Source organism: Haloarcula amylovorans (assembly GCF_004681185.1).
Taxonomy (GTDB): Archaea; Halobacteriota; Halobacteria; order Halobacteriales; family Haloarculaceae; genus Haloarcula; species Haloarcula amylovorans.
Map to the genome: position 1 here is coordinate 103523 of NZ_SRIF01000005.1, position 15335 is coordinate 118857.

Annotated in this window: 17 protein-coding genes; 11 read left to right on the plus strand and 6 right to left on the minus strand. The window is 66.7% G+C overall.

What is annotated here, in order from left to right:
• Positions 1 to 122: 122 nt before the first annotated feature.
• On the plus strand, positions 123 to 758 hold the full coding sequence (ribE, locus tag E4S61_RS17955) for a riboflavin synthase (RefSeq protein ID WP_135305321.1): 636 nt from the start codon (positions 123 to 125) through the stop codon (positions 756 to 758).
• On the opposite strand, the gene E4S61_RS17960 is transcribed toward ribE, so the two are convergent.
• Positions 755 to 1786: a PrsW family intramembrane metalloprotease gene (locus E4S61_RS17960; RefSeq protein WP_135305322.1), complete on the minus strand. Its 1032-nt coding sequence runs from the start codon at positions 1784 to 1786 to the stop codon at positions 755 to 757. The two genes, ribE and E4S61_RS17960, sit on opposite strands and share 4 nt — an antisense overlap.
• Positions 1787 to 1898: 112 nt before the next feature.
• Between E4S61_RS17960 and pdxT the strand changes: the two genes are divergently transcribed.
• From pdxT to E4S61_RS17975, 3 genes are all read left to right on the plus strand, one after another.
• Complete coding sequence (gene pdxT / locus E4S61_RS17965) at positions 1899 to 2492, plus strand: pyridoxal 5'-phosphate synthase glutaminase subunit PdxT (RefSeq protein WP_135305323.1); 594 nt, start codon at positions 1899 to 1901, stop codon at positions 2490 to 2492.
• A gap of 41 nt (positions 2493 to 2533) precedes the next feature.
• Positions 2534 to 2827, plus strand: a complete 294-nt coding sequence (gene hisE, locus E4S61_RS17970) for a phosphoribosyl-ATP diphosphatase (protein ID WP_135305324.1) — start codon at positions 2534 to 2536, stop codon at positions 2825 to 2827.
• 222 nt (positions 2828 to 3049) lie between these two features.
• Positions 3050 to 3778: a hypothetical protein gene (locus tag E4S61_RS17975; protein WP_135305398.1), complete on the plus strand. Its 729-nt coding sequence runs from the start codon at positions 3050 to 3052 to the stop codon at positions 3776 to 3778.
• Positions 3779 to 3804: 26 nt separating this feature from the next.
• Here the strand turns inward: E4S61_RS17975 and E4S61_RS17980 are convergent, their stop codons facing one another.
• A complete protein-coding gene (locus E4S61_RS17980) occupies positions 3805 to 4125 on the minus strand; it encodes an ASCH domain-containing protein (RefSeq protein ID WP_135305325.1) in 321 nt (106 codons plus the stop codon).
• Between the two features lie 137 nt (positions 4126 to 4262).
• On the opposite strand from E4S61_RS17980, the gene E4S61_RS17985 reads away from it, so the two are divergent.
• Positions 4263 to 5261 carry an NOG1 family protein gene (locus tag E4S61_RS17985; RefSeq protein ID WP_135305326.1) on the plus strand — a complete coding sequence of 333 codons (999 nt, stop codon included), beginning with the start codon at positions 4263 to 4265 and terminating at the stop codon, positions 5259 to 5261.
• A 15-nt stretch (positions 5262 to 5276) separates the two neighbouring features.
• Here E4S61_RS17985 and E4S61_RS17990 read toward each other — a convergent pair whose 3' ends face one another.
• The 3 genes from E4S61_RS17990 to E4S61_RS18000 all read right to left on the minus strand — a co-directional run bounded on the left by E4S61_RS17990 (position 5277) and on the right by E4S61_RS18000 (position 8478).
• Positions 5277 to 6254 carry a calcium/sodium antiporter gene (locus E4S61_RS17990; RefSeq protein WP_135305327.1) on the minus strand — a complete coding sequence of 326 codons (978 nt, stop codon included), beginning with the start codon at positions 6252 to 6254 and terminating at the stop codon, positions 5277 to 5279.
• Between the two features lie 81 nt (positions 6255 to 6335).
• The gene (locus E4S61_RS17995) at positions 6336 to 7055 is read right to left on the minus strand and encodes an SIMPL domain-containing protein (RefSeq protein WP_135305328.1); all 720 of its coding nucleotides are present in this window, start codon (positions 7053 to 7055) and stop codon (positions 6336 to 6338) included.
• A gap of 142 nt (positions 7056 to 7197) precedes the next feature.
• Positions 7198 to 8478 (minus strand): TIGR00341 family protein, encoded by a 1281-nt coding sequence (locus E4S61_RS18000; RefSeq protein ID WP_135305329.1) that lies wholly within the window; start codon positions 8476 to 8478, stop codon positions 7198 to 7200.
• 150 nt (positions 8479 to 8628) lie between these two features.
• On the opposite strand from E4S61_RS18000, the gene E4S61_RS18005 reads away from it, so the two are divergent.
• Entirely contained in the window at positions 8629 to 9402 is a 774-nt protein-coding gene (locus E4S61_RS18005) for a coenzyme F420-0:L-glutamate ligase (protein ID WP_135305330.1), read from the plus strand.
• Complete coding sequence (locus tag E4S61_RS18010; protein WP_135305331.1) at positions 9389 to 10369, plus strand: 5,10-methylenetetrahydromethanopterin reductase; 981 nt, start codon at positions 9389 to 9391, stop codon at positions 10367 to 10369. Before E4S61_RS18005 ends, E4S61_RS18010 begins: the two co-directional genes overlap by 14 nt.
• Here E4S61_RS18010 and E4S61_RS18015 read toward each other — a convergent pair.
• Positions 10323 to 10544: a hypothetical protein gene (locus tag E4S61_RS18015; protein ID WP_135305332.1), complete on the minus strand. Its 222-nt coding sequence runs from the start codon at positions 10542 to 10544 to the stop codon at positions 10323 to 10325. The genes E4S61_RS18010 and E4S61_RS18015 overlap by 47 nt on opposite strands.
• Positions 10545 to 10633: 89 nt before the next feature.
• On the opposite strand from E4S61_RS18015, the gene E4S61_RS18020 reads away from it, so the two are divergent.
• The 4 genes from E4S61_RS18020 to E4S61_RS18035 all read left to right on the plus strand — a co-directional run bounded on the left by E4S61_RS18020 (position 10634) and on the right by E4S61_RS18035 (position 15307).
• Complete coding sequence (locus E4S61_RS18020; RefSeq protein ID WP_135305333.1) at positions 10634 to 10963, plus strand: DUF7573 domain-containing protein; 330 nt, start codon at positions 10634 to 10636, stop codon at positions 10961 to 10963.
• 176 nt (positions 10964 to 11139) lie between these two features.
• Complete coding sequence (locus tag E4S61_RS18025) at positions 11140 to 12099, plus strand: AAA family ATPase (RefSeq protein ID WP_135305334.1); 960 nt, start codon at positions 11140 to 11142, stop codon at positions 12097 to 12099.
• Positions 12096 to 13070: a DUF58 domain-containing protein gene (locus tag E4S61_RS18030; RefSeq protein ID WP_135305335.1), complete on the plus strand. Its 975-nt coding sequence runs from the start codon at positions 12096 to 12098 to the stop codon at positions 13068 to 13070. The genes E4S61_RS18025 and E4S61_RS18030 overlap by 4 nt, the downstream gene beginning before the upstream one ends.
• Positions 13067 to 15307 (plus strand): transglutaminase family protein, encoded by a 2241-nt coding sequence (locus E4S61_RS18035; RefSeq protein ID WP_135305336.1) that lies wholly within the window; start codon positions 13067 to 13069, stop codon positions 15305 to 15307. Before E4S61_RS18030 ends, E4S61_RS18035 begins: the two co-directional genes overlap by 4 nt.
• The last annotated feature ends 28 nt before the right edge of the window (positions 15308 to 15335 follow it).

Consider the following 15335-nt stretch of genomic DNA (forward strand, 5'->3'; position numbering starts at 1 on the left):
CTTGTGACTAGTGATGTAAATATATTACTCGATTTCGAGTAAGTGTCTTCGATGGGGTCCGGTTCCGTGCTCGACGCGTTGCGAGGCGAAGCGCTTTCCACGCCAGTCGCCAAGCAATCGGTATGTTCACCGGGATTGTCGAGGCGACCGGCGAGATACGGGAAGTCGTGGACGACGAAGACGGCCGGCGAATCCGCATCGGCGCGCCCTTTTCGGACCTCGAATCTGGCCAGTCGATCAGCGTCAGCGGCGCGTGTCTCACCGTCGAGGCGTTCGCCGACGGGGAGTGGTTCGAGGTGTTTCTCGCCCGCGAGACGCTCGACCGGACCTTCTTCGACCGGCTGACCGAGGGGGCGACCGTCAACCTCGAACGGGCGATGCCCGCCGATGGCCGCTTCGACGGCCACATCGTGCAGGGCCACGTCGACGCGACGGCCGAAATCGTCGGCATCGAACGGGAGGGCGGTGGTCCCGCGAGCGACGCGAGTGGGATTTCGTCGTCCGAGCGTAGCGAGTACGACGGCGATTGGACGTTCTCCTTCTCGCTCCCCGACGCACAGCGCGATTACCTCGTCGAGAAGGGGTCGATTACGGTCGACGGCATCAGTCTCACCGTCGCCGCTCGCGACGACGACCGCTTCGACGTGGCCATCGTCCCGACGACGTACGAGGAGACGACGCTCTCTGCGAAGTCCGTCGGCGACCCAGTCCACCTCGAAGTCGACGTGGTGGCAAAGTACGTCGAACAGCTCCACTAGGGTTCGAACTCAATCTGCTCGATTTCGTCCGGGGAGCTATCCGTCACCTGGTGTGCCTGCTCGTATGCTCGCCGGTAGGCGTTGAGTTTTCGAAGCAGTAGCAGGCCGAACAGCGCGTCGTAGACGACGACGAATCCGAGGAAGGCAGTGAACTGGCTGATACCGTACACACCCGAGAGTACCACGGTCACGGGACCCGACAGCGTGTTGTACGTGGCGTGGATGAGCGTGGCGATGAGCAGCCCTTTTAGAATGATTGGGCCGGCGTCGTCCGGGTTGAACTTCGCTAACCCGAGGTAGTAGCCCGCGAACGCCGAGTAGATGACGTGACCCGGCCCGGCCAGCGCCCGCACGGCCGCGATGTCGCTGCCAGCGTTGATTGCCTGTATCGTCCCGTCGACGGCCTCGGTGTTCTGGACGATGTACAGCGCGTTCTCGATAGTGGCGAAGCCGAGCCCGGCGGCGGCCCCGTACACCGCGCCGTCGATAACGGCGTCGAAGCGGTCGTCGCGGTACGGGTACAACCGCACCGCGAGCAGTTTCACGCTCTCCTCGACGGGACCGACGACGAGGAAGAAGAAGAAGAACAGCCCGGCGGGTTCGAACAGCCCGAACCCGGAGCCGATGGCCTGCACACGGTCACCGATGACGACGTTGAGGATGCCCGCGAAGCCGGCGAACAAGACGCCCAACAGGAAGGTCCCGACCAACAACGTCAGCGGTTCCGGGCTGGTCACGTCCGCGCGCCAGATATAGACCGCGAGCAGTAGGGCCGGAACCGCTGAGAGGGCCGCGAGACCGGCGAACAGCGGCTGTACGCCGAGCGCGCCGAGGCTGCCGAACGCGATCTGCAGTATCAAGATGACGAGAGCGATGAGGATGACCATCCCGCGCAGCGCCCAGATGCCCGTGTGATAGAGCCAGTGGGCGAAGCGGTCCAGGCGGGACCGTACCTCCCAGTCAGCGATTTCGTAGAGGTCCGTCGACCGGTCCGCGTTCGATGCGACCGGGTCCCGTCGCTTTCCCATACTCACGGTCTGGGGTGCCCAGCACCTAACGGTTTGGCTCGCGGTATTCGGCCCGGAACGGTGTGCTCACCGAGACGAGAGGGTTTTGATGGTCCCCGGCGTATCGACGACCATGACTCTACGGGCAGGTGTCCTCGCCGTGCAGGGCGACGTCTCCGAACACGCCGACGCGATCGAACGAGCGGCAACAGCCCACGGCGAGACGGCGGAGGTCGTCGAGATACGCGAGGCGGGGCTCGTCCCCGACTGCGACGTGCTCTTGCTGCCCGGCGGCGAGTCGACCACCATCTCACGGCTCGTCCACCGAGGGGGCATCGACCGGGAGATTACGGCCCACGTCGAGGCCGGGAAACCGGTGTTGGCGACGTGCGCCGGCCTCATCGTCGCCGCCAGTGACGCCCACGACGATCGCGTAGAGACGCTGAACGTCCTCGACGTCACCGTCGAGCGCAACGCCTTCGGTCGACAGAAAGACAGTTTCGAGGCCCCGCTTTCCGTGACCGGTCTCGACGAGTCGTTCCCGGCGGTGTTCATCCGCGCACCGGTCATCGACTACGTCGGCGACGGCGTCGAGGTGCTGGCGTCGTGGGACGACCGCCCTGTCGCGGTGCGTCAGGGTCCCGTCGTCGGCACCTCGTTTCACCCGGAACTGACCGAGGACCCGCGCATCCACGACCTCGCCTTCTTCGACAGCGTCGAGACATAACGCTTCGACGGCCTGAATAGGGCCCCCGCCGACCGCCCGGTATGGACGACGCCGACGACGTCATCGACGACCTGTTCGCGGTCATCGAAGACCGCAAGGAGAATCTCCCAGAGGATTCGTACACCACGTCCCTGTTCACCCACGAGAAGGGCGAGAACGCCGTTCTGGAGAAACTCGGCGAGGAAACTACCGAGTTGATTCTCGCGGCAAAAGACGACGACCGCGAAGAACTCGCTCACGAGTCCGCCGACATCGTCTATCACCTGCTCGTCTTGCTCTCGATGAAAGACATGGACCTCGCGGATTTGCGGGCTGAGTTAGCAAAGCGACGATAGCGAGGGGCGTGAACGAAGCGAACGGCCCTCGAAAAAAGCGCAGCGGAGAGGGACCTTCGGTCCCGCAGGCAGTCGGGCGGCGTTGCCGCCCGACGACGGCGAAGCCGCGAGCAGTAGTGGGATCCCGCTCACAAAAACTGACCTGAGAGCTAGGTTTAAACCGCTGCCAAGTGGTTTCCTGATTACATGAGTGGGGAGACCGTTCGTGGGACGATAGCGGGGTTGGGACGACGAGCGAATCCGGCGTTCGCGGTCGGGGTAGTCGCCATCTCCCTCGTCGCACTCGCCTACGCCACGACAGTCGCGTCGATACAACAGCACACCTACGTCCACGTCATGGCGGGCGTCCTCTGGACTGGGACCGACATCTTCATCGGCGCGATTCTCGGCCCGGTCATCGGCGGCTTAGAGGAGAAACAGAGCGCCGCCGTCTTCGAGCGGCTGACGCCCAAGACCGCCTTCTTCCTGCCGTCGATGGCGTTTCTCACCATCGCGTCGGGCATCGCGCTGGCGCTCCGACTGGAGATATTCGCCCACTCGGGACCGTGGCTCGCGTTATTCACGGCGGCCAACGTCATTCCGATCTTCCTGTTGCTGGGCTGGCGGCTGAACGCGTACTCGGACTGGCGCTGGCAAGTGCCGTTCGCCGTCGGCACCGTCGGGTCGCTGGTGTGGATGGCGACGACCGTCGGCGCGTTCCAGATGACCGCCCCCGCCATCGTCGTGGCGCTGGCACTCGTCACCATCCTCTCGGTGCAGGGCTTTGGCTTCTTGATGCCCGGCGAGGTACGCATCTACAAGGAGATGGTCTCGGCTGCACCGGACACGAGCGTCATCTCGGCCGTCGGCCAGCAAAACGCCATGCTCGGCGGCGTGCAGGGCCTCGTCCAACTGCTACTCATCGCCGACATGGTGTATCTGCGCTGGGGCGGATTCGGCGGCCTGCTGTAGCCATTCGGGAGTCACTCGCGACTCGCTCACTCGTCGTCCGCCGGCGCGAACCGATGCCGGACGACGTCGCTGTCGTCGTCCCACTCGAACTCGTCGTGGACGCGGGCGAGCCGATCGCGGTAGGCCGCTAAGTTTTCGGAGCCTTCGCGCTGTGCGTCCTCGTCAGTCAGGTCGCCGAGCGTCCGTTCGGTCACGTCTGTCACTTCGTAGGTGGTGCCGTCGATGTCGAACGTGTCGCCCTCGTCGGCGTAGCGGTGACCGCGGTGCATCTGCGTGATCTTCCCCTCGGCGGCCATCTGCTGGACGTGCTCGTTGGGCAGGAGTTCGCCGGCGTCGATGTGTGCCATACCGGGCGTACGAACGGACCGGTGAAAAGCGTGGGTCGCAGTTGTTTGGGGTCACCTCGCCCTAATCCACGCGCACCCCTCACACGGCTGTCACCGATTGGACGCGTTTTTACGCGCTGGCCGTCTACGACGGCCCAATGAGCCATCCTTTCGAGAATCTACCGACGACGCCGACCGGCGAGGAGGTCATCGACAAGGCCTTCTCGCGGGCGACGCGCGCCGGTGGAAGCAAAGACGGCGTCGAGGCCCAGCAGTCGATGCTGATGACGGCCTCGAACATCGTCTCCGACAACTTACAGAACGTCGCCCAGTCGTGGCCGACCATCGACGAGTTAGACCCGTTCTACGTCGAACTGGCCGACGCCGTGGTCAGCGAGTCCGATCCGGCCGACGACGACCCGGGCATCGACGCCCTGAAACAGCACCTCTCGGAGGTCTCGTGGGCCGGTCGGAAGGCCAAGGAGATTCGACAGGAGTACGAAGGTCGGCTGGTCCGCGGCGATAAGGACACTGCCCGCAAGCTCCGTAAGCAGGCGTTCGCCCGCATGGCCGACGTGGTCGAGGAAGTCGAAGACGACCTCGCGGCCGTCTCGACGGCCCGAGACGCGCTGAAGGTCCTGCCCGATATCCGCCCGGACGAACCGGCCATCGTCGTCGCGGGCTACCCTAACGTCGGGAAGTCCTCGTTCGTCAATCGCGTCACGCGCGCGGACAACGAGATTGCCTCTTACCCGTTCACGACGACCCAGATCCGCGTCGGTCACTTCGAGGACCAGCGCATCCGCTACCAGCTCGTGGACACACCGGGGCTACTCGACCGACCACCGGAGGAGCGCAACGAGATCGAGTCACAGGCGGTCAGCGCGCTCGAACACCTCGCCGACGCCGTCCTCGTCCTCGTCGACCCCAGCGAGGAGTGTGGCTACCCGCTCGCCCAGCAACTCGAACTGCGAAACGACATCCAGACGCGCTTCGACGTGCCGGTGCTCACGATCGCCAACAAGAGCGACCGCTCGACGGACGTAGAAGCCGACCACTACATGAGCGTCACCGAGGACGACAACGTCGAGGGTGTCTTGGCCGCGGCCGTCGACGCCGTCGGCTATGACCTGGAACTGCCGTTCGACGACGAGTAGCGAGCGGAGAGTCAGTCAGCCGAGGGCCCCGAGTAGTCCGAGGGCCCACCGGACCATCTCGGACGCTGCGAACAGCGCCCCTTCGAGGCGCGAGAGCACCCGCCCGGTCCACAGCGCCGCGACCATGGCGACCGAGACGCCGACCAGCCACAGCAGCGTCGCCGTCGCCGTCCCGCTCGCCGCGAGGGGCCGGACGAGCGCCGCGACGCCGACGATTCCCGTGAGGTTGTAGACGTTGCTCCCGATGACGTTCCCGACGGAGACGCCGAGGCTTCCCCGTCGAATCGCCACCAGCGAGACGGCGAACTCCGGCGTTGACGTCCCGGCCGCGACGATGGTTCCCCCGATGACCCACTCGGAGATGCCCGCGCCCCGCGCCAGCGCCGACGCCGCCAGAACCATGTAATCCCCACTCACGAGCACCAGCGCCAGCCCGCCGAGCAACAGTAGGCCGTCCCGGCCGCGGAACGACAGCCGCTCGGTGACTGTGCCGGTCGCCGCGCTCGCCGACTGCTCGGTCCCCGTCTGGTCGGACTGTTCGGTCCGGAGCAGGTACGCGGTGTAGGCGAGGAACACTCCGGTCAGGACGACCCCTTCGAGCCGCGTCACCGCCCCGTCGAACAGAACCGCGACGCCGAGGAGGGTGCTCGCGAGCAGCGCCAGCCCGTCCCGTCGGACCAGCGTCTCGGTGACCGGGAGCACCCGGAAGAGGGAGACGACGCCGAGGATGAACGCGAGGTTGTAGATGTTCGACCCGAGGACGTTCGCGACGGCGATGTCGCCCAGTCCCTTGAACGCGGCGTCGACGGAGACGGCCAGTTCCGGCGTGGACGTCCCCATCGCCACGATGGTCAGGCCGATTGTGAGGTCCGAGAGGCCGAACCGGCGAGCAAGTCGGACGACGGCGTCTACGAGGAATCTCGCTCCGAGCCACAGTCCGAGGACCGACAGAACGACGACGGCGAGTTGGACGATGGGACCACCGGCGGCCATGTGTAGATGCTATCACCGATGGCGGGAAGATGAAAATTTTGTTCGCGAGGCGGTCGGGGCGACCGCGACCCGTCGGTCCGCTCACCCGAGTTCGTAGGTCACCTGCACCGCCGCATCGACGGTGACCGGGCCGGGCGAGATAACCGTACTTCCGCCGGCGCTTCCGGCGTCGGCGGTGGCCATCTCGGCACGGACGACGTATCGGCCGCTGTCGCTCGTCTGGATGGTGGCGACGCCGTCGACGGAGCGCCCCTCGGCGGCGGCGACGGTCTCGGCGTCAGTTCGCGCGCGGTCCATCGCGGTCGTCAGGGCCTCTTGTCGCGCGTCCTGTCGGGTCTCCTCGCTTAGGCTGTAGGTGATGCCATCGACGCGGTCCGCACCCGCATCGACGGCGACGTCGACGAGCGACCCGACCGAGTCGACGTCGCTCGTCTCGGCTTCGACGGTGTGGACGGCGACGTAGCCGACCTGTTCACGGCCCGTCTCGGTCCGTTCGTACTCGGGATGGATGCTAAAGCGCGAGGAGGTGACGTTCGCGCCCGCGTCTTCGAGCGCCTGCTGGACGGCGTCGGCGTCGCCGCTCAGGTTGTTCCGGGCGGCGGCGGCCGTCTCGCCGCGGCCGACGGCGGCGACGGTGACGGTCGCTCGGTCGGGCGCGCGCTCGACTGTTGCGTCCGCGCTGACGCTGACGGTCGCGTTCTCCGCCGACGGGACAGGGCCGCCGCTTGCGAGGGCGAACCCGACGCCGCCGGCCAGTAGAACGGCCAGTACACCTGCGATTGCGAGTGGTCTGGAGACCATACGCTGTCAACGCGCTCGACTGTATTTATGTAATCGTACGTTCAAAAACGCGTTTGAGCGTCGTGTGGACCGTTGTCGTTCAGTTCGACATTTCGCCGAAACGGGGCCGTCGGATATCGGGACACAGCGACAACAGTCCGTCTCAGATGGCGTGTTCGACGACCACGTACTGGACTGAGACCGAGACGTCCCGGCCCGCTGCGGCATCGGCGGCCGCGTCGATTTCGCTGGCGAGACTCGGTGGGTCGGTTCCGGGCGGAATCCCGACGGTGACGGTGACGTGGCGCGGCTCCTGAAAGATGACTGTGTTGGTCTGCTGGACCTCGACGGAAATGAGGTCGGCAGGCGAGGGAACCTCTTCGTCGATGCTTTGGCGTATCTCCCGGTCGGAGGTGGCTCGTTGATAGGAGTCGAGCGTCACGCCCCCGAGGAACGCCGACAGCACGAGGATTGCGACGACGAGGACGCCGATTCGCTTGAGCGTTGCCGACCGGGCCTCGCCCTTCTGAAACCAATTCACAGGTTGGTAGCCCTGATACCAGAGGCCGAGGAGGGCGGCGAGATTGATCGAGAGGACGTTTACGAGTAAGAGCACGCCCGACCCGAGGCTCACGAGCGGTGCGCCCCACGCGATGCCGATCCCCACTGCCGCGGCGGGCGGAATGAGGGCGACGGCGATCATGACGCCGACGAGCGCCGTCGAGACACCGCTGGTGAGGCTGAGGATGCCTGCCGCGCCAGCGCCTAACGCGACGGCGAGCGAGAGGAAATCGGGGGCGACGCGCTCGCCGATCTGGTCGATGGTGGTGATGTCGGTGATGGGCGGGATGACGTTGGCCATCCGAACGAAGAAGGCGAACACCGCGGCGCTGGCGATAGACAGGAGGAGGCCGAGCGCCTGTAGTTTCACGCCGCGGCGGAACATCTCCTGGTCGTCGACGACGGTGCCGACGTTCGCCGACAGGGCCGGGCCGATGAGCGGCGCGATGACCATCGACCCGACGATGACCGCCGCCGAGTTCAACAGGAGGCCGGCGGTGGCGACGACTGCGCTGATGACGGTCATTACGGCGTAGATGGGGAACGCTGGGGCGAGTTCGTTGGCCTTCGCCGTCAGTTCCTCACGGGCGATACGGTCTTCGCTCTCCTCCTCGGCGTACTTCTCCTGCAGTTCGTCGAACTGCCGGGAGATGACGGTGCTCGCGTCGACGACGACGGTGTAGGTATCCTCGTCTAGGCCCACCTCGCGTAGTGCCGCGAGGACGGGTTCGAGCGCCTCCGTCGGAATGGGGAACGAGACCACGGCCGCGATGTCCCGATTGCTCGTCTCGTCGGTGACGACGTAGTCGATCCCCTCGCCGTCGAGGACGTCGAGCGCGGCTTCGAGTTTGCCCGTCGGGACCGTGAGTTGTACCAACCGCACGGCTACTGGTGAGAGTGCGTCGAATAAAAACCCGCGTGGTCGAGATAACCGGGCGACGACTCCCCGCTATCGATGCGGCAGCGATTGCCGACGACGGCCCCGCTTGCACCTAACGGCGGCCTTTTTCCGTCTCACCCCGGAGAAAGGAGTATGGAAGTCTCTGCGGTCGAGGGATTGCCGGAGGTCCGTCCCAGCGACGACGTGGCCGAACTCGTCGCGGAGCGAGCGGCTCTTCGAGACGGTGACATCCTCTGTGTAGCGAGCACGATTGTCTCGAAGGCGGCGGGTCGACAGGCGGACCTCGACGAGTTCGAGGCGGGCGAGCGAGCGGAGCGGATCGCCGAGCGAATCGGGTCGATTACCGGTGAGGAGAAAGACCCCCGGTTCGCACAGGCAGTTCTCGACGAGAGCGAGGAACTCGTCGTCGACGCACCGTTCATCCTCGCGGTCACGCGTTTCGGCCATATCACGGTCAACGCGGGTATCGACCGCTCGAACGTACCCGACGCCGATCTGCTCCTCTTGCCCGAAGACCCGACCGGAAGCGCCGAGGCGATTCGTGCGGGCATCCGCGAGCGCACGGGGGCAGACGTGGCCATCGTCGTCACGGACACCTCCGGTCGGCCGTTCCGCCTCGGCCAACGCGGGGTCGCCCTCGGTTGGGCGGGCATCCCCGCCGCCCGCGACTGGCGCGGCGAACACGACCGCGACGGGCGCGAACTCGGCGTGACGGTACAGGCCGTCGTGGACGAACTCGCTGCCGCGGGCAACCTCGTCACCGGCGAGGGCGGTGGCGGCACGCCGGTCGCTCTCGTCCGCGACTTCGACTTCGGCGACCACGGCGAGAGCGACTCCCTCTACCGCTCGCCGGAGAACGACATCGTCAGGCAGGCGCTCAGAGAGTGGTCTCATGAACGCGATTGAACTCACCCCGGAACACCCGGTCGCACAGCTCTCGGATTTCGCCGTTCAGGCCGAGAAACAGGAATTCGACGCCGTCTTCGTCAGCCACCACTACAACAACCGCGACCAGTTCATGGCGCTCGCGGAGATGGCGAACAGGACCGAAGACGTCCTGCTCGGGCCGGGCATCGCCAACCCCTACGAGACGCACCCGGTGACGCTGGCCTCGCGGGTCGGGACCCTCTCGGAGATGAGCGACGGCCGCGCCGTCTTCGGCGTCGGCCCCGGCGACAAATCCACGATTCGGAATCTCGGATTCGACCACGACGACGCACTGCGTCGCGTCTTGGAGACGCTCAAAGTCGCCGAGCGGCTCTGGGACGGCGAACGCGTCGACCACGACGGGACCTTCGAGGCGGTCGACGCGGGCCTCAACTACGATATCGTCGGCGAGATTCCGACGTACGTCGGCGCACAGGGACCACACATGACGCGAATGGCAGCGAAACACGCTGACGGCGCGCTGTACAACGGCGCGCACCCGAAGGACCTCGCGTGGGCGCAAGAACAGGTCGAGAAGATGGCCGACGAGCGCGTGCCCGACACCGAGTTCGACCTCGCTGCCTACGCCAGCGTTTCCGTCGCCGAGGACGCCGACGCCGCTCGCGAGGCCGCCCGGCCGCCGGTCGCGTTCGTCGCCTCGGGGTCGCCGCCGCCGGTGTTAGACCGCCACGGCATCGACCACGGCGTCGCCGCGGACGTCGGCGACGCCATCTCGGCTGGCGAGTTCGAACGAGCCTTCGGGCTAGTCACCGACGCGATGCTGGAGGCGTTCTGTATCACCGGCACGCCCGAAGACGTGGCCGACCGAGTCGAAGCACTCCGAGAACACGCCGACAGCGTCGTCTTCGCCTCGCCGCTCGGTCCGGATATCGAGGACGCTATCGGTCTGCTCGGGGCGGCGACCGACCGCTCCCCGGACGCATGAACAGGGAGACGACTGCGCCCAGCGAGAGGTAGCCGAAGACTGCCGAAGCAGCCCCGACCAACAGTGCGCCGATGAGGATGAGAAGCCCCGAAAGTGGGTCGGCCAGGGCGATTTTGATGAACTCGCCCGGTGCGTCGAGGATGCTCTGTACGAGTTGTGTGAGGAGTCCTTGCATGGCCGGGCATTAGCGGTGCCCCCACTTTGTGTTTCCGTTCGCGGCGAGGGCAAGACAGCTATTTGGCGCTCCCGGTCGGAGTAACTGCCATGAGCGAAGACGCCTCGCTTGACCAGTTCCTCGGCGGCGGGGACGACGCCGAGGCGGGAGAGAGCGATTCGTCGCCGGACGAATCGGACGCGGGAGACGACCCGGCGGTCGCAAATGTGGAGTCGCCGGACGACTCAGCGTCAGCCGATGGCACGGAACCGACCGACAGGGAACCGACCGATGACGGTGGTGTGACGCCGGCAGTGACGACCTACGCGTGGTCGGCCGAGGGCGCGGCCTGCAGTGTCTGTGGCGAGGCCGTCGAGCGCCGCTGGCAACAGAACGAATCGCTGGTCTGTTCCGATTGCAAGGAGTGGGACCGCTCTTGATCGGCCGTGTGGCAAAGGTCCGCATCCAGCAAAGTTACGTGTACGCACTCCTAACAGGTAGCTACATTGGAACTGCGCACGGTGCGGACGAGCGACGGGCGAACTGACTCACTCGTCGCGGGGTGGTACGCTCGCCCATCGCGCGGTCGGATGCTCGCCGCGCAGCATCTCCACACATGACAGATACGGATACAACACGCGGCCAACAGTCGGACAGTGCGCTCCGCGACGCGAGTCGCGTCGCGACGCAGGTAATCGAGAACGTCGAGGAGGTCATCGTCGGCCACCACGACGAGATCGAACACATCGTGACGGCGTTGCTCGGCCGAGGCCACATCTTACTGGAGGACGTCCCCGGCGTCGGCAAGACGATGCTGGCGCGGTCGGTCGCGGCTTCCTTCGACGGCGAGTTCAAGCGCGTGCAGTTCACGCCGGACCTCCTCCCCACGGACGTCACTGGCGTTAACGTCTACAACCAGAAGACACAGGAGTTCGAGTTCCGCCGCGGTCCAATCTTCGCCAACGTCGTGTTGGGCGACGAGATCAACCGCGCCCCGCCGAAGACCCAGTCCGCACTGCTGGAAGCGATGGAGGAGGGACAGGTTTCGGTCGACGGGACGACCTATTCCGTCCCGCAACCGTTCACCGTCATCGCCACGCAGAACACGGTCGAACAGAACAAGGCCTACGACCTGCCGATGGCCGAGCTCGACCGGTTCATGACGAAACTCCATCTGGGCTATCCCGAGGAAGCCGAGGAGACGGCGATGCTCGGCTCGGTCGTCGGCCACCATCCCATCGACGACCTCTCGCCGGTGGCGACGCTCGCGGACTTACAGGCCGCCCGGGACACCGTCGCCGACGTGACTGTCGAAGAAGCCATCCGGTCGTACGCGACCCGCCTCGCGCGCTACACCCGAGAGAACGCCGAACTCGGCGTCAGTCCGCGCGGGAGTATCTCCCTGCTACGGGCGTCACAAGCCCGCGCGGTGATGAACGGCCGAACCTACGTCGTCCCCGACGACGTCCAGCAGGAAGCGCCGGTCGTCCTCCCCCACCGGATTCGGACCGATAGCAGCGAGCAGACCGCCGACGTCCTCGTCGCGGCGGCCCTCGATTCAGTCGACGTCGAATGAGACCGACACGTCGTGGTGTCGGCGTCCTCCTCGTGGCCGCCACCGCCGTGGCCGTCGCCTCCCGATTCGGCCAGCAGGCACTGGGCGCGGTCGCCGGCCCACTGCTCGTGGGGTTCGTCGTGGCCGTCGGGCAAGTGTATCTGGCCGGGCCGCCGACCGTCGAGCGGTCGTCGCCCCGGCGTGGCTTTCCCGGCGACCACCGAACCGTCGAACTCACCGTCGATGGGAGCGGCGTCGCCCGCCTCGCCGACCGCCTCTCCGACGGACTCAGTGGTGACAGCACCGTTCGCCGCTCGCTCCCGGCGACCATCAGCTACGAGGTGACCTACGACCGGCGGGGCGAACACCGTCTCGGCCCGGTCGACGTGGCGCTGACCGACGCGCTGGGTCTCGTCGTCTCGAAGACGACGGTCGACGCGACCCGCGACGTCCTCGTCTACCCATCGGTGTACCGAGTGGGCGGCCCGGATACCTTCGTCCAGACGCTCGTCCCCGACACCGAGGACCGACAGGCGTTCGACCGACTGCGAGAGTACGTCCCCGGCGACTCCCTGCGGGACGTTCACTGGAAATCCAGCGCCAAACGCGACGACCTTCTCGTCAAGGAGTTCGCCGACCAGCGAAGCGACCGCGGCCTCCTCGTCGTCGCGGAGGCCGAAGACGGCCACGGAGACGAGATGGCAGCCGCCGCCGCGACGGTCGCAATGGGCGCACTGGAGAGCGGACTCGCCGTCGAACTGGCCGTTCCCGGTGGGACCGTCGAGAGCGGCTACGGCGACACCCACCGGACTCGGCTGCTGGAACTGCTCGCCCGCACTCCGGCCGGCGAGACCGGGCGGGCCGACGACGCCGACGTTCTGGTGACCGCCGACGAGGGCGGCGTCACCGTCACCGTCGCGGACCGCCAGCAGACATTCGAGGACGTGACGACGAGCCGAGACAACCCGCTCGTCGGGGAGGTAGAGACGTGAGCGGCGTCACCGACCGACTTCGTGGCGTCTCTCCGTGGAGCGAGACGCGGGTGCTCGCGTTGCTTGCCGTCGCGCTCGCGCTCGGCGCGCCGTTGCGGACGATGTACCACCTCATCGACGTGGTCGGCGACCCGACGCTGTTTCTCGCCGTCAGCGCCGTCTCGCTGGTCGCGGCGGCCCTGTTGGCGCGCTTCCTACCGCCGGTGGTAGCGCTTGTTATCGGCGCGATCCTGTTTGCGGCAGGGCTGGTGTGGTACATCACGAACCTCACGACGGATCCCGCCTTCGCCGACTTGCTCCGGGACACCGCGGCGCTGCTCTCCGGACGGCGACTCCTCCAGATAGCCAACGTTCGCCTGTGGGTCATCTCCTTCGCGCCCGCGCCGGTATTCCTCACGACGTACTTTGCGCTCCGGCGCTGGTACGTCACGGCGGTACTGGCCGCCGGCACGACGCTCGCCTTCTTTGTCCTGACGACTGACGCCGGCGTCGTGACGACGCTGCTCGGCGTCGTCGGGGGGTTCGCCGCCATCGGCTTCGGGAACCTCGATACGCTCTCGCCGCCGGACGAGACGATTCTGCCCGAGTCTGCGGCCTCCGCTTCGGCGACTGCCGGGAGTGCGGCGGCGGAAGACGACGCCGGCATCGATTCGGGTCGGCGGGCGGTCCTCGAACAGTTGGCCGCCATCATCGTTCTCCCGGCTGTTCTCTCTCGCGCGCCGTCGGTCTCCGGAAGCGCTCTCTCCTTTACCGACGAGAGCGGAACGACCGTCGAGGGTAGTCTGCTCAACGCCGACGAGTCGTTGACGGTACAAGGCGATATCTCGCTGTCGCCGACGGTCAGGTTCACCGTCGAGAGCGAGGAGCCGCGCTACTGGCGCGTCGCCGCCTACGACCGCTACACCGGTGACGGTTGGGTCCGCACTGGAAACGCGAGCCCCTACGGTGGCAACCAGCTTTCCGGTCCGCCCGGCGATAGCCGGCCGCTCCGTCAGTCCTTCGAAGCCGAGTCGGCCATCGGCACCGTCCCGGCGGCGTGGAAGCCGGTTCAGTACGATGGAGGGGTCGACGTGAAACTGACGACCCACCGCGGGTTCCAGCCGACCGAGCAACTCGACGCGGGCGACAGCTACGAAATCACGAGCGAGGTCATCGTCGCCACGCCACGGCAGCTGCGCGAGGCCGGCGAGGACTACCCCGACAGCGTGACACAGCGCTATCTCCAACTGCCCGACAGCACGCCCGACCGGGTCCGCGAGACGACGACGACGCTGACTGCCAACGCGGAGAACCCCTACGAGACGGCGCTGGTCGTCGAGCGCTGGTTGCAAAACGAACGGGAGTACTCGTTGGAGGTCGACAAGCCAGATTACAATGTCGCCGACCGGTTCCTCCACGAGATGGACCGCGGCTACTGCGTCTACTTCGCCACGACGATGGTGACAATGTTGCGAACGCAGGGCATCCCCGCCCGGTTCGCCGTCGGCTACACTTCTGGCGAACAAGTCGACGAGAACCGCTGGGTGGTCCGCGGGCTGAACTCCCATGCGTGGGTCGAGGCATACTTCCCCGACCACGGTTGGATTCAGTTCGACCCGACCCCGAGCGGTCCGCGCGAGTCGGCCGAACAGGACCGGGTCGACGAAGCCCGCTCGGACGGTGACGACTCGGCCGACACTGACGAGACGGGCGACGGCAGCCAGTTCACGCCGACACCGACGGCCACCCCACCGCCGCTGACCGAGACCCCCGAGGAGACCGAGACCCCGACGCCCACACCGAACGGCACCGACGAAGTGGCCGATACACCGACGCCACGGGGCGGTGCTGGCGGCGGCACCGAAGGTGGGGACAGTGGCACGACGCTGCCGGAACTCCCCTCGCGCGAGGAAGCCGCGCTCGGCCTCGTCGCGCTACTGGGGACGGCCGCCGGGCTCCGCCGTGCCGGCGTGACCGACCGCGTCTCGCGGGCGATCTGGCTCCGCTACCAGCGCCGGGAGGACCCCGAGACCGACGTCGAACGCGCGTTCCAGCGCGTGATGGCCGTCCTCGCCGACGAACACCGCCCCCGCGAGCGCGGCGAGACGGTCCGGGAGTACCTCGACGCCATCGACGCCGACGCGGATGCCCGGCGAATCGCGACCCTGCGCGAACGGCTTCGCTACGGCGGCGACGTCTCCGAGGCGGCCGCCGACGAAGCGGTCGAAATCGCGGACAGCGTGGTCGCAAACCGGTAGGCGCGGCTTTCGCCCGACAGTGTTTAAT

Excerpts from the sequence above, each read along its gene's own strand:
- E4S61_RS18025 (WP_135305334.1), top strand. The coding sequence starts at position 11,140 with ATGACAGATACGGATACAACACGCGGCCAACAGTCGGACAGTGCGCTC.
- pdxT (WP_135305323.1), top strand. The coding sequence starts at position 1,899 with ATGACTCTACGGGCAGGTGTCCTCGCCGTGCAGGGCGACGTCTCCGAA.
- E4S61_RS17960 (WP_135305322.1), bottom strand. The coding sequence starts at position 1,786 with ATGGGAAAGCGACGGGACCCGGTCGCATCGAACGCGGACCGGTCGACG.
- E4S61_RS17985 (WP_135305326.1), top strand. The coding sequence starts at position 4,263 with ATGAGCCATCCTTTCGAGAATCTACCGACGACGCCGACCGGCGAGGAG.
- E4S61_RS17990 (WP_135305327.1), bottom strand. The coding sequence starts at position 6,254 with ATGGCCGCCGGTGGTCCCATCGTCCAACTCGCCGTCGTCGTTCTGTCG.
- E4S61_RS17995 (WP_135305328.1), bottom strand. The coding sequence starts at position 7,055 with ATGGTCTCCAGACCACTCGCAATCGCAGGTGTACTGGCCGTTCTACTG.
- E4S61_RS18015 (WP_135305332.1), bottom strand. The coding sequence starts at position 10,544 with ATGCAAGGACTCCTCACACAACTCGTACAGAGCATCCTCGACGCACCG.
- ribE (WP_135305321.1), top strand. The coding sequence starts at position 123 with ATGTTCACCGGGATTGTCGAGGCGACCGGCGAGATACGGGAAGTCGTG.
- E4S61_RS18005 (WP_135305330.1), top strand. The coding sequence starts at position 8,629 with ATGGAAGTCTCTGCGGTCGAGGGATTGCCGGAGGTCCGTCCCAGCGAC.
- E4S61_RS17980 (WP_135305325.1), bottom strand. The coding sequence starts at position 4,125 with ATGGCACACATCGACGCCGGCGAACTCCTGCCCAACGAGCACGTCCAG.
- E4S61_RS18030 (WP_135305335.1), top strand. The coding sequence starts at position 12,096 with ATGAGACCGACACGTCGTGGTGTCGGCGTCCTCCTCGTGGCCGCCACC.
- hisE (WP_135305324.1), top strand. The coding sequence starts at position 2,534 with ATGGACGACGCCGACGACGTCATCGACGACCTGTTCGCGGTCATCGAA.
- E4S61_RS18010 (WP_135305331.1), top strand. The coding sequence starts at position 9,389 with ATGAACGCGATTGAACTCACCCCGGAACACCCGGTCGCACAGCTCTCG.
- E4S61_RS18020 (WP_135305333.1), top strand. The coding sequence starts at position 10,634 with ATGAGCGAAGACGCCTCGCTTGACCAGTTCCTCGGCGGCGGGGACGAC.